The organism is Spirosoma aerophilum (genome assembly GCF_054782495.1).
In genome coordinates, this window is record NZ_BAAGSJ010000012.1 from 79,973 (window position 1) to 92,884 (window position 12,912).

General features: G+C 47.3%; 11 protein-coding genes. All 11 read right to left on the reverse strand.

What is annotated here, in order from left to right:
• Positions 1-7 precede the first annotated feature (7 nt).
• The 11 genes from ACYVK4_RS11260 to ACYVK4_RS11310 all read right to left on the reverse strand — a co-directional run bounded on the left by ACYVK4_RS11260 (position 8) and on the right by ACYVK4_RS11310 (position 12,868).
• Entirely contained in the window at positions 8-1,663 is a 1,656-nt protein-coding gene (locus tag ACYVK4_RS11260) for a glycoside hydrolase family 28 protein (protein WP_461127607.1), read from the reverse strand.
• 82 nt (positions 1,664-1,745) lie between these two features.
• Positions 1,746-3,389, reverse strand: a complete 1,644-nt coding sequence (locus tag ACYVK4_RS11265) for a RagB/SusD family nutrient uptake outer membrane protein (protein WP_461127608.1) — start codon at positions 3,387-3,389, stop codon at positions 1,746-1,748.
• 21 nt (positions 3,390-3,410) lie between these two features.
• The gene (locus ACYVK4_RS11270) at positions 3,411-6,728 is read right to left on the reverse strand and encodes a TonB-dependent receptor (RefSeq protein WP_461127609.1); all 3,318 of its coding nucleotides are present in this window, start codon (positions 6,726-6,728) and stop codon (positions 3,411-3,413) included.
• Between the two features lie 216 nt (positions 6,729-6,944).
• Entirely contained in the window at positions 6,945-7,976 is a 1,032-nt protein-coding gene (locus tag ACYVK4_RS11275; RefSeq protein WP_461127610.1) for a FecR family protein, read from the reverse strand.
• 168 nt (positions 7,977-8,144) lie between these two features.
• Positions 8,145-8,723 carry an RNA polymerase sigma factor gene (locus ACYVK4_RS11280; protein WP_461127611.1) on the reverse strand — a complete coding sequence of 193 codons (579 nt, stop codon included), beginning with the start codon at positions 8,721-8,723 and terminating at the stop codon, positions 8,145-8,147.
• Between the two features lie 670 nt (positions 8,724-9,393).
• Positions 9,394-9,594: a hypothetical protein gene (locus tag ACYVK4_RS11285; protein WP_461127612.1), complete on the reverse strand. Its 201-nt coding sequence runs from the start codon at positions 9,592-9,594 to the stop codon at positions 9,394-9,396.
• An 8-nt stretch (positions 9,595-9,602) separates the two neighbouring features.
• On the reverse strand, positions 9,603-10,502 hold the full coding sequence (locus tag ACYVK4_RS11290) for a hypothetical protein (protein ID WP_461127613.1): 900 nt from the start codon (positions 10,500-10,502) through the stop codon (positions 9,603-9,605).
• 277 nt (positions 10,503-10,779) lie between these two features.
• Complete coding sequence (locus tag ACYVK4_RS11295) at positions 10,780-11,136, reverse strand: hypothetical protein (protein ID WP_461127614.1); 357 nt, start codon at positions 11,134-11,136, stop codon at positions 10,780-10,782.
• Between the two features lie 115 nt (positions 11,137-11,251).
• Positions 11,252-11,665 carry a hypothetical protein gene (locus ACYVK4_RS11300; protein WP_461127615.1) on the reverse strand — a complete coding sequence of 138 codons (414 nt, stop codon included), beginning with the start codon at positions 11,663-11,665 and terminating at the stop codon, positions 11,252-11,254.
• A 55-nt stretch (positions 11,666-11,720) separates the two neighbouring features.
• Positions 11,721-12,110, reverse strand: a complete 390-nt coding sequence (locus tag ACYVK4_RS11305; protein WP_461127616.1) for a hypothetical protein — start codon at positions 12,108-12,110, stop codon at positions 11,721-11,723.
• Between the two features lie 89 nt (positions 12,111-12,199).
• Entirely contained in the window at positions 12,200-12,868 is a 669-nt protein-coding gene (locus tag ACYVK4_RS11310; RefSeq protein ID WP_461127617.1) for a hypothetical protein, read from the reverse strand.
• Positions 12,869-12,912 lie beyond the last annotated feature (44 nt).

A 12,912-nucleotide genomic window follows, 5' to 3' on the forward strand; every position in this document is an offset into this window, starting at 1 on the left:
CACTAGTTTAGTTGATCGAGGACAGAATCAGGTTCTTTTCCAGCGCACCCTTGCTGAACTCGGCTTTGGTTTTGGCCTTGGCTACGTCGGTGTTTTTTACCTGAATGTCCTGGCTACGTTCGCCATTTATAGAAAACAGCAGACTGGCCTGAGGGTCGTATTGAATGGTGTCGAAAGTCAAATTGCTGCTGTTATCGACCAGAATAACAGGCTTCGTACTTTTGGTGATGAGCCGGACATTGGTAAAGCGGATACCGCTCGCATCGATCAACTCCACCCCCTTATCTGCTTCCAGCACCATCTTTTCCATCGTTATATTTTTAACCGCCATTTCTGGCAATCCGCGAATGAATACGCCTTTCTTCGCGCCGTTGCAGACAATGTTCTCAAACTTCATATGCCGAAAAACCGGCGTTCCTTCGTTGACGACCGGACGTTCATCGCGCTGTCCGTCTGTAGCGAATTTGACGAAGTAATACAGGTCGAAGAAGATGGCCTCCCCACCGATATCCTTCATAAAAATATCTTTGGCGTAGATATGCTCTACCACCCCGCCCCTACCACGTACTGATTTGAACCGCAGGCCTTTGTCGGTACCCATAAACGTGCAGTCCGACACGAAAATGTAACGGGCTCCACCGCTCATCTCGCTACCCACCACAAACCCGCCATGTCCGTTATAGACCGTGTTATTTCGGATAATACCATTCTCGGTTGGCATGCCCCGTTTGCGCCCTTCCTCATCCTTACCCGATTTGATACAGATGGCATCATCGCCCACATCAAGCGTACAGCCTTCGATCAGAAAGTTCTTGCAGGATTCGATATCCATCCCATCGCCATTTTGGGCGTATTCCGGGTTTTTGGTGGTTACATTCCGTATCGTAAGATCCTGACACATCAGAGGGTGCATACACCAGGCGGCCGAATTCTGAAACGTAACGCCTTCCAGCAGCACTTTTTTGCAACTGGTCAGCACGACCAGATTCGGCCGAAGAAAGTCTTTCATATCCTCGAAACTCGACAGCGACTTCTCAGAGGATAAGAGCATACTCCGGCTCTCGGTACTCACCTTTTTGAACTGCTCGCTGGGATACCAGGTCGTGCCATCATCTTTCAACACCCCGCCCGAGGCTACTTTCGCCTTCCACTGATTTTCCGTTAGTTGTCCTTTGTTGACGGCCCGCCATACATCGCCATTGCCATCCACAATTCCCTGACCGGTAATAGCGATATTTTCCAGATTCGTGCCCGAGATCGGCGATTGATTCCGGGCCGCACGCTTTCCTTCGTATACGCCTTCTACCAAAGCGTACTGACTTTTGTCGGGGGTAAACAACAACAAAGCCGACTTATTCAGATGTAGATTGACGTTACTTTTCAACTCGATGGGACCGGTCATCCACAAGCCACCCGGTACCACGACAACGCCCCCTCCTTTTTGACTACAGGCGGCTATGGCCGTATTTATCGCCTTCGTATTCAGCGTCACGCCATCGGGTTTGGCGCCATACGAGAGGATCGATAGCGTATCTTTCCGAAACGCTGGCTGAGCAATCTTCGGGAGATTCGTCCAGCTATAAGTTGGAGTGGATTGAGCCTGCGTAGCAAACGGAACCAGTGTGGTGAACACAAGGCTGAGTAATCGATAACGTCTAGTCATTGTCTTTTATAGTCTACCTGCACTTTTCAAAAAAAGGAACCGCACCGGCAGGCAAAGCCCCCAGTACGGTTCCAAATAAATCCTACTGATAACCCTGGTTTTGCGTAAACTCCGTCTTGTTAGTGATGGCATCCAACTGTGTTTGTGGAATTGGCCGTAGCACCTGGAAGTCCTGAAGGTTGACTGCATTGTCGGGAGCATAGGCCCGAATGCGTTCCAGTAGTTTGCCAGTACGTTTTAAATCGAACCAGCGGATTTGCTCGCCAGCCAGCTCACGAGCGCGTTCGTCCAGAATGAAATCGAGTGTAACCTGAGCCGACGTAATTTGCATAGCCGCTGCTCTCCCCGCTTTTGCGGCCCTGGTGCGCAAAACATTGATATAATCAGCCGCAGCCTGTAGGTTACCGATTTTCATCTGAGCCTCGGCAGCAATCAGATAAACTTCTGCCAGTCGGATCACAAACACATCGCGGGCGCTCTGGGCTTCATTCAGACTGGCGCGGGTAGGATCCATAAATTTCGACAGACTGGGGTAGCGCAGATTGTCTTTCGCCGTTCCGTTGGCATTATAAATCTTACTCCGATCATACGTCTGATATTTTCGTGTCGCTTCAAACGCATCCGGAATCTCCTTACGGCTGCAGTAAACGGCCGTATCTCCCAGATTCATACCCGCCGGGCGGGAGGTCGCATTGGCAAACCACACCTCGGTAAATGATCCCTCGTAGCGGGCGTCGTTATCGCCATAGAGATCGAGCAGGAAGCGCGTTGGCATGTAGCGGTTAAACGGACGCCCGTTCTGGATGTCACGCGTCATGCCGGGCCGGTCGTCGTATTTCATCAGAAACAGCAGGTGTGCGTTGTTACTCCCCCGCCCGTGGCCATAGGGATTGAAGGTGGTGTTGACCAGATCATTAAGCGCCAGGTTCGTTGAGTAATCCACCACATAAATGGCTTCTTTGGTTTTCAGATTACTCATTTTCCACAGGTCAGCGTAATTGGCTTCCAGCTTATAGTTCGTATTTGCCAGGACAGCCTGCGCCATCTCCAGCGCTTCTTTATTCATGCCACGCGTTAGATACATACGGGCCAGAAAAGCCTGAGCAGCACCCTTTGTCACTTTCCCGTATTGTGGCTGAGTGGCGGGCAGGTTCGCTACAGCTATTTTTAAATCCTCGAAGATCTGATTGTAGAACGTTTCTACGGGCGTTCGATTGGCCGTGGAAACGATGCCGTTCGTTTCCTGCGTCGTGAAGTGAACACCACCCCAGGTTTCAACAATGTGCCAGTAATAAAAAGCCCGCAGAAACCGCAGTTCGCCTTCACGAATGGGTCGTAGCGTGGCCGACAGGCCAGCTTTGTCGATCCGGCTTATGCCGCCGTTGCAAAGATTAATCGCAGCGTAAAACTCCCGCCATTCGTTTGCCAGGGCGGCATTGCTTCCCTGAAGATTGAGGTATTGGGTCAAATCGCGATAAACCTCCCCGGTTCCACTCGTCCAGATATCGGTACCCGTTTCGGCGATGTTATAGCCTTCTTCTTTCCCATACCACCAGCGTTGATACGAGTAGGCCGCATTGACCAAGGTTTCAAAGCCTTCGGGTGTTGTGTACACGGTTTCGGCGGTCAGGCCACTGGGGTTGTACTCCTCCAGAGCATCTTTGCACGAGAAAAGGGTAAGGAGAGACAGTGTCAATATTCCCGCTTTTTTAAGGAATGCCTTCATGATCGATTTACTATTTTTGGGTTATAGATTGACGTTCAGGCCAAATACATAAAGCTTGGTCATGGGGAAGTTTTCAGAACCACCCCGCTCCGGGTCGTAGTTCAGCTTGGTGAATGTGACGAGGTTCTTGCCCGTCACATAGAGCCGAACTCCGCGAATGACCTTTGGGAGTACTTTCACCGGCACGTTGTAGGCCAGCGTAATATTCCGAATCCGGGCAAAAGTGCCATCTACGTATCCCAGGGTAGAGAGGTATTTCAAACCACCGTTTTTGTTGGGTCGCGGGTATGCATTGGTCGGATTTTCGGGTGTCCAATAGTCCAGACCAGCCGTGCTGTTGCCAACGCCCTGCTGGTCGAAACGGGCCGAGCGGTCGGAGTTGATCATCTGCCCGATTCGAGCATACAGGAATATATTCAGATCAAACCCTTTGAATTTGACGGTGTTATCGAGACCACCACTCCATTTAGGGCGGGGTGTTCCCAGAATAATCCGGTCGTTAACAGCGTCGATCTTACCGTCGCCGTTTTGATCTTTAACTTTGATTTCGCCCGGTAGCTGTGTTGGCGAAAGTTTTGCGGCTGCCTCAGCTTCAGGCGTTTGCCAGATACCTAGTTTTTCGTAATCGTAGTACACGCTAATGGGCGAACCGACAAACCAGCCATTGCCAATATCGTTGCTGCCCGTAACCAGTTCGGTAATCTCTTCCTTGTTTCTGGTGAAGGTGACGTTGCTGGTCCAGCTCAGATTTGGCGTCCGGATATTGGTACTTCCCAGTGTGACTTCGACACCCCGGTTCCGCGTTTTGCCAATGTTCTGCTTTACAGTCGTTACGCCGGTAGTTGGCGGCAATCCACGGTCCAGCAACAGGTCCTGCGTTCGGGTATCGTAATAATCAATGGAGGTATTGATGCGGCCACTGAACAACCCAAAATCAAGCCCAATATTTTTTGTATACGATAACTCCCATCCTAGGGCCATGTTGCCAACGTTGCGGGAGAATGTGTAGGCGGGGGCGGCTGCTTCGTCATAGCCAAAGGCGATCCGGGTCAGCGTCGTCTGGGTAGCGTACGGCCCTGAGGGATCATTACCGGCCACACCGTAGCTAGCCCGTAGTTTCAGATCACTTAGCCCTTTGACACCCTGCATAAACTTCTCTTCAATAATGCGCCACGCAAAAGCGGACGATGGGAAGAACGTCCATTTGTTACCAGCGGCCAGTTTCGACGAACCGTCTTCACGAGCCGTTACCGTTAACAGATACCGATCCCGGTAAGCATAATTCAACCGGCCGGCAAATGACACCAGATTGTTTTGCGAGTAAGCCGAATTGATCTTGATTTCTTCGGTGGCGCTGCCAATGGAATAGAACAACTGCGACGGTAGTAGCTGATTGACACCCGAAGCCGATGCATTGTCGGATGAATTGCTCAGGTAACTGCCAATACCCGTCAGTGTTAGAGCGTGCTGGCCAAACGTTCGCTGATAGGTGACTACGTTTTCCCAGTTAAGGCTACGTCCACTGCTGGTATTGTAAGTCGCCAGGGATTTGCCGGTGAGGGAGCGGTCAATGGATTTCGGCGACGAATACGCTCCATCCCGCACGGAAGTCATGTTAACGCCAAACGTGCTCCGAATCATCAAGCCTTTAAGGGGCGTTAACTCCAGGTAGCCGTTCGTTAACACGCGGGTCGTCAACACCGTGTTATTAAATACATTGGGCTGTTCGTCGGAGAGTGGATTAGCCGTTTGGCCATCCAACATGATGTAGTTAAAATTGCCATTAGCGTCGTACAGTGATCCGAGCGGGCTGATTTTATTAGCCTGGTTTAGCGGATCTCGCCGAACGCTCTGGTTATAATAGGTCAATTGACTTTGCAGACCGATTTTCATCCAGTCGTTAATCGTAAAATCGACATTTAATCGGCCTGTATAGCGTTTTAGCTCATCCAGTTTTAGAATGCCTTTTTCATTAAAATAATCGACTGATACGTACGACTTCAATCGGTCAGTACCCGCTCGAATACCAACCTGATAATCCTGCTGCAGGCCATTATGAATCAGCGCATCCTGAAAGTCAGTCCAGATCCCTTTTTGTAAGGCATCGTATTCAGCTACGTTCGTAAAAATAGCTGCGTCATCGGCCGGACTTTTCCAGACACCACCCGCCCGCCATGCTTCCCGTTTGAAATCCCGGAACGCGGTGATATCCATCGCCTTCGGATACATCGTTGCCTGCGAAATTCCGGAATAGGCATTAAAGGATATGTCTGGCTTGCCTGTCTTGCCTTTTTTGGTAGTGATCAGAATAACCCCGTTCGACCCCCGCGAACCGTAAATAGCCGTAGACGAAGCATCTTTCAGCACATCCATCGTTTCGATATCGTTGGAGTTGATATCCTCCAGATTGTTGTACTGAATACCATCCACAATGATCAGGGGGGAGTTGTTGCCGCCAATGGAGCGGTTGCCGCGAATCGAGATGTTCACCCGGGCACCCGCCTGGCCGCTACTTCGGGTGATGTCGGCACCGGCAATTTTGCCCTGAGCCGCTTCCAGAACGTTAGCGGTCGGAATTTCCTTAAGTTGCTCGCCTTTGAGTTGAACAACGGAGCCAGTCAGGTCTTTTTTACGAACCGCGCCATATCCAATCACCACGACTTCGTCCAGTGCAGAAACGTCGGGGACCATCGACACACTAATACTTGTCTGATTACCCACCGGTACGTCCTGACTCTGATAGCCAACAAACGAAAACGTCAATACGACGCCATTTCCATCCGGTATCGTTAGCTTGAATTGTCCATTTGCGTCCGTTGTCGAACCGCGATTAGACCCTTTCACGACAACACTTACGCCCGGTAACCCCGCTTTTTTCTCGTCGGTTACAGTACCCGATATCGCGCGGTCAGCCGCTTCGCTACCTACACCGATACTTGTGTGTGATTCAGAATCGGCTTCCAGCACAATTTGCCCGCCCACCAGCCGATACGTCAATTTCAGTGGTCTAAGTAGATCGATTAACGTTTCGTTCAAGCGTTTTTCGGTAACGGCAATTGTTATTGGCTGATTGATGTTGATCGACTTTGAACTGTACACGAAACGGGCAGCCGTCTGCTGTTCAATTTGCGAAAGCACTACGCGGAGCCGCTGGTTTTCGACTTTGAGCGTAACGGTTCGGCTCATTAACTCCTGGCCATGACTATCAAAGGAGAACGAAAAACTTGGACAGGCTACCAGCAGAAAGAGTTGGGCAAGCGATAAATTCAGAAGCCGCATCAGCAGGGTAGCAGGTCGGCTCGGCGAGTAGCCTGTGCGTACAGGTTCTCTTTTTTTCATACTTTTAAGGGTTTTGTTAGATGGTTAATCGACAAAATAATCCGTTCAATCGGCGTACGATTCGCAGTCTTTCCGCCGATGAAATTTGGAGCAATTCGGCGCTGGTTCATGTTGATCGCATGACCAGCGTTTTCTTGAAAACGCGCGTATTGAAGACAGTCAGTTCATAGGCAAGTGGAGTATAAAAAATCATTTATTGTACTGATGAACTGGTTACTAAATGCATCCCTTTCCGTTGATCAGGATTGTGGTCCCCTGAATTTCGTATGTGGATTTTAGTGCTGCGCAGATAATATCTAATTGTGTGTAGAGTGGCTGATTAGTCAGATCGGCGGTAAGCGGACAGTTTTTCTGCTGATCGTTTTCAACTTCGATCTTGATTCCATACGCCTGTTCGAGCGTTGCCAGAACTTCCGCCAGCGGTGCATCATCAAACTGAAATGTCAATGGCTTCTGGTCACTGACTACTGGCTTGATAAGTTTGGGTGAATCGACGAGTCCCGTTACGAAGTGTTCCTCTTTACTAAAAAACGTAGCCGTCTGATTGGGACTCAGAACAACCCTATTTGGTGAGGGTTCTTTCTCCTCTTCCTCTTTGTATACTGTAACCCGACCTGTAACGACTTCCACTCGTACTTGCTTATTAGTCAATAGCGTTCGAATAAAGAAGCTGGTGCCTAATACTTTTGTCACAACCTTATCGGTGTGGACGTAGAACGGGCGGGATGGCATCCTCTGGATCGAGAAAAATGCATCGCCCGTCAGGTACACCGTTCGGTTTTCGACGGCGAAGCGTTTAGGAAATCGAAGCGAACTTTTAGGCGCCAGTTGAACGGTGCTCCCATCTTCCAGGCGTATCGCCAGGGGTTGGGCTGAGTTGTTTGATCGTTCAGTCCAGTCCGTTTGCGAATTGGTGGTGAGCGGATAAATGGATTTCAGATCAATGGGTTGCTTGGCATAGAACCAGATACCAACCAAAATGAGTGATGCAGCAATACTTAGCCAACGATAGCTAACTGCTCGGATTGGTACAACCGGCGTCTCGTCACCCAGTTCGTGGGCATCCATGTTTTGTTGTATCTGATTCCACAGACGACCTTCTAACTCAGCTAAATCTATTTCCTGACCTGACTCACCAGTTTCGGTTTCCAGCAGGCCGTACCAATGTTCAACAAATAGCTTTTCCTGGGGTGTACATTCACCGCGTAGATACTTTTGTAAAAGTTGCCCAAATTTCTTCCGGCTCATGTGACTTGTAGTCCTAGTTTCTACCAGGTAAGTCAACTAAGCAGGGCGAATGCCGCAAATAGTTTTATTGATTAGCCGAAAAGTGCAACATATGGGCTCAAAAATGAGTATATTCCTCGAAAAAATTATAGTATGCAATGGTATTGAAGCAAGCATCACTACCTGGCTTCACAGGAATAAATTCATAAACAGACTGATCAACAAGTAATCGCGGAGGTAATGACGGAGCGTTTTGATGGCCTGACTAATGTGGTATTCGACCGTCCGCTCCGGAACTTTCAGTTGGGAAGAAATCTCTTTGACAGTCTGGCATTCCAGGCGATTCAGGCGAAATATTTGACGGGTCTTTTCTGGTAAATCATTTAAATGCCGCTCCACGGCATTCATCAATTCGTCCAGATCCATTTGCTCGTCTGTCGTAAATAATGCTTCGTTGTAGGAGGCAAACGCATAGCCCGCGTATTTTTCCTTAACCAGCGTTGCCTTGATATGATTAATAATAGCGTATCGAATAGCGGTAAACAAATAGGCATCTAACCGATCGATTCGTAACGATCCACGGCGTTCCCACAAGCGCAGGAAGATATCCTGGACAAGCTCTTCTACAGCATTCAGATCTTGAAGTTTGCGCCGGGCAACATTGTAGAGTTTTTTCCAATACCGCTGGTAAATCTCCCGAAAAGCACTTTGATCTCCGTTTCTGAGATAAATAACCAATAGTTCGTCCGGTAGCGATTTATAATTCACAATATATAGAGAAAAGATGATTACTTAAATCAACTATTGCCTAAGAAAAGCAAGAAAAAAGTAACAATGACAAATTTGTATTTTTACAAGAATTCCCCTTTTTCATCCCTTTTAATAAACTAGCGTTGATCCTTTTAATATCCACTCTACTACTATACTTAACAAATATTTTATTGTTTTTTTCAATGCAATCGTTATCGGGAACGTTGCCATTGAGTTAATCAACTTGATTTTACTATGTTTAGATAGAAATATTCCAAAAAATTGGGATATCAATTTACATCCGACATTAAAATAATTATTAGATTTTTTCAATAAACGAATATGCAACTAGTTAAAAATTTAATAGATTCGTATCTATATTAATACCAATTAAATAAACTAAAAGTATTTTAATGCTTTTGTCAAATGGCGAACACATGCGACGGTTCATAATTGACGCTTATTAGAAACGATATTCTTTTCCCTGCTCAAGAATCGTTCAATTAAACCTCCAATTTGTTTAAACCATAACCAACTAGAACTTTATCTAGCCATTTTAGTAAAACTCTCTTTTATGCAGAATGTATTATTGATCGAGTAAATGCAATAATCTACTCATCGCGCTCTGCTTTTCAGCCTCACCGAGCCCGTAAAAATGAACAGAATTATTGCCCATTCGAACACCGTCCTAATGTCCCATACTATCTCGGCAAATGACGCTGCAACCCGACAGATCACCTACCTCAGCACGGATTTCTGCTAATACATAATTCATGTCGTTCGTGACGCTCCTGTTACCAATATCAAGATCAATGATTGCAATGATGTTTCCTTCAACGGTATACGTATAATCAGCCGCAAATGGTCTATTTGGGGTTTTACGATTCATGCTAGGGACTATTTACAGTTGATCCGAATATCGAAGTAAGCAAGTTGGTTGCGGAACTGTTCACAGTTCATTTTTCGCTGACGCAGAATAGCTTGACGAAGATGCTGACGTGTGTAGCGACTACCTGGCATTAGACCATTAACTTCACAAAAGGCTTCCAACTGGTGCTGGGTAAATCGACTGGATGAGCCAAGTTGGAGCGTTATTTCAACTTGTTCGACGTTTGTTCGAGCAGCCAGCTTGCTTCGCAAATCAGTTATGGCTGCATGAACCGTTAACCCAAATCCTAGCTCTCCCCTGTAGCTTACACAATAGTCCCAGAATTCGGTCTTTAATGCACGCTGATAAAGAATGGCTCCACCAAAGCGGTGCTTTACATGTACGGTCAGATACCCATTCCTCTGTACGGATGCAATTACCTTATCGTCACTTAACTGGTAATTGAGCCGAAAGAATCGACCGATGGTCCTGATTAACCAGTCTCCCGACCATTTTTCAATCGGTACGCTTTTGACTAGTCTTCCCCAATCTCCTCTTCCTTCGTAAAAATGAACAACAGCCTGTGCGTTATCCAGCAAAATTCGGTAATCATCTACCACCGCAAAGGCAATGGCAGATTGGTTAGTCTGTAAGTTGTTTAAAGAAGTCTCCTGCTCCATAAATCGGCGATTCCAGCCAGGCATAATATAGGCTCGGCCTATAGCGGCCTTGCCAAATATACGCCATTTGGTGCAAGAGACTGACGGATAACGGGCGTATGAACGGAGTAGGGATAGTCGTTTTCTGTTTTGTCCACCCTTGGATGCTCCAACCATCGATATCCGATCATGGTCAAAATGGGAAGCCAGAATAGAAAACAGGCGGTTGGTTTCGTGCGGACTCAATTTGTCTGGCAACTTAGTAATCATTCTACGTGCCCGGTGTAACATCCCGGAGCCGGACAGTTAAACAATCGGCGGCCTATTCCTGACTTACTCGCAATAAACCGATCAGCAGCAAAAATGCGATCAACAATCCGCCAATAGCATAATTGGATGCAAGTACATGAGCTCCCTTTGTGAACCAGTCGCACAGTTCAGTAAGCTGGTTATTGACAAAGAAATAAGGACAACTACTGAACTCTGCTAGAATAATCTCCATCGGGTTTATTCAACTGGTTGAAGTACACTAACCCCTATTTTATGCTTAAGCCAAGCTGCTCACACCAACCTGATCGGCAACGGCTCGTGCTTCAGCAAAAGCCTGATTAAAATAGCCGTCACGAAAATCTGTCATGAGTTGATTGGGGCTACTATAAGCATATGCAATGTCCACATGAGCCAACCACGTTAGACTTTCTGTCTGCTCTGCATGATTGAAGCTGCCAATGTCATGCCCGTTTGTCAATAAGATGCTGACTATTTCGGACTCAGGCACCCCGTTATCAGGATACGTTTCGTAAACAATACCCATACTGCCTGCGGGATTCGGGCCAAAAGATTCAGTTGTCCAAACTATATCGCCAACCTGGTAAGCCTGGACTGTTTTTTCGTCTGATTTCATGTTTTTCATGTTGAGGACAACGACTAATTGATTTTCAAAAATATGTATTTCACATTAAATTTAATAGTTATAATATAAAATACATATTATACTAGCCAAAACTTGTATCTCTTGGTTAGTCCCCATCAGGCTCCTCTAAAGGCAAGCTTTCGTCATCGAGCATAGACCGATTTGCCTGCGCAGATGCAAGAGAAGTAAATCCTATAAATTCCACCTGGTCAGTTAATTCCGATTGGGTCCAGGCCGGTGCCTGCAGACTCCCCTCCTGCGTTACCCGATGCCAGAGGGCACACCCATATATAATGTGGCCAGTCGTCCTTAAGCGAAATGCAGGCGGCAGAGGTTCCGTGTAGAGCGCTTCATCATCGCAATAGGCAGCATCAGAACAGTCGTCTGTACCGATTGATTGTTGTCCGGCAATTGTAAGCCGACGAGCCCCAATTTGTCGACAAACGTCGACCAGTGAATCGTCTATGTCAACGGGATATACCTTTTCCAGATAGGGGTCAATTTTTAACAACTTAGTCATCTTTGATAAGGAGTTAAAATCACGGCCGTCTTTCTGCTAAGACGGCCGTGATCATTTACCATGAAAACACATAAATGGGCGCAGGTTTGTAGGCTATTGGGCCTAAAAACTCAATTTCGGCAGTTACCTCCACTAGAGTTGCGTCGGGAGTTACCGTATCACCCTCCCCATTACTACCCGTCCATACTCCATTACCGAAAATAATCTGTCCGGTAGAACGCAGCCTGAAAGCTACTTGGTAAGAATCATCAGGGAGAAGGTCATTGCAGAAAATACCGTCTCCATCAGGTTGGTGGGCCGTATAATCTATGGTGTCACAATCAATCCACTTATAAAACTGATCTAATGAGCCATCATGTGAAACCGGACGCACCTGCTTATTAGTAGCGTCGATCAGAAATACCGGTACTGGTTGCTGAGGAGAGGGAACGGGTTTCGTTGCCATTCGTAAGTGCCCGCTATAACATGACGGAGCCGCACAGAATCAATAAAAAGTAAAGAAGAGCTGGACAATAGGGTCCAGCTCAATTCGCATCAGGCCAATGCAGTCTGTTCGGTTGCTTCTTCCTGCAATTCGCTTGGCTCGGGTTCGGGAAGCAGATCCACAAACGGGTTGAATACGTTTTTAGCTACCTGCGTTTTCCCTGTCTTGGTGAGCGTCTCACGACGGTACAGGTTAACTGTCTGCACGTAATCGGTCATTTCCTGCGTAATGGCTTTATCAGCGGGTTTGTAGGTAAATGACGCGATGTAGTATATGCCTTTGGGCTGTATTTTGTTATTCTCCCGCTTATCCGCATTCACCGTCAGCACCACTTCAATGAGTTTGATACGGTTATAGACCAAGGGGGTTATAAGTCGCTCCAGGTTGGCCACACTGTAACCGTGAAACAAAATTTCCGAAACGCAATCGGCCTCGTCAATGAAAAATAATTCAGCCCATATTTTCAGCCCCTGACCCAAAATGTCATCCGAAAAGATACGCCAGGCGATGGGCTGAAACGATAGCGATGAACTTAGCTTTTCGATATTGTTCTCATCATAATGGATGAAGAACTTGCCCTCTTTGGCGTCGAATCGGTACTGTTTGGGATTACCTGGAATGTACAGGTATTTGTCTACAACTTCACCCGTTTCAGTATCAACAATCTGAAAGGGACCAACCGGCGACCCAACAACAGAGGCATTCGCTAACGCTTGCATTGTCTTTGCCCGAAGTAACACGTCGGTGCCGCGCAATAGGAACA

Excerpts from the sequence above, each read along its gene's own strand:
- ACYVK4_RS11265 (WP_461127608.1), bottom strand. The coding sequence starts at position 3,389 with ATGAAGGCATTCCTTAAAAAAGCGGGAATATTGACACTGTCTCTCCTT.
- ACYVK4_RS11275 (WP_461127610.1), bottom strand. The coding sequence starts at position 7,976 with ATGAGCCGGAAGAAATTTGGGCAACTTTTACAAAAGTATCTACGCGGT.
- ACYVK4_RS11295 (WP_461127614.1), bottom strand. The coding sequence starts at position 11,136 with ATGAAATCAGACGAAAAAACAGTCCAGGCTTACCAGGTTGGCGATATA.
- ACYVK4_RS11285 (WP_461127612.1), bottom strand. The coding sequence starts at position 9,594 with ATGAATCGTAAAACCCCAAATAGACCATTTGCGGCTGATTATACGTAT.
- ACYVK4_RS11305 (WP_461127616.1), bottom strand. The coding sequence starts at position 12,110 with ATGGCAACGAAACCCGTTCCCTCTCCTCAGCAACCAGTACCGGTATTT.
- ACYVK4_RS11300 (WP_461127615.1), bottom strand. The coding sequence starts at position 11,665 with ATGACTAAGTTGTTAAAAATTGACCCCTATCTGGAAAAGGTATATCCC.
- ACYVK4_RS11270 (WP_461127609.1), bottom strand. The coding sequence starts at position 6,728 with ATGAAAAAAAGAGAACCTGTACGCACAGGCTACTCGCCGAGCCGACCT.
- ACYVK4_RS11310 (WP_461127617.1), bottom strand. The coding sequence starts at position 12,868 with ATGCAAGCGTTAGCGAATGCCTCTGTTGTTGGGTCGCCGGTTGGTCCC.
- ACYVK4_RS11290 (WP_461127613.1), bottom strand. The coding sequence starts at position 10,502 with ATGATTACTAAGTTGCCAGACAAATTGAGTCCGCACGAAACCAACCGC.
- ACYVK4_RS11260 (WP_461127607.1), bottom strand. The coding sequence starts at position 1,663 with ATGACTAGACGTTATCGATTACTCAGCCTTGTGTTCACCACACTGGTT.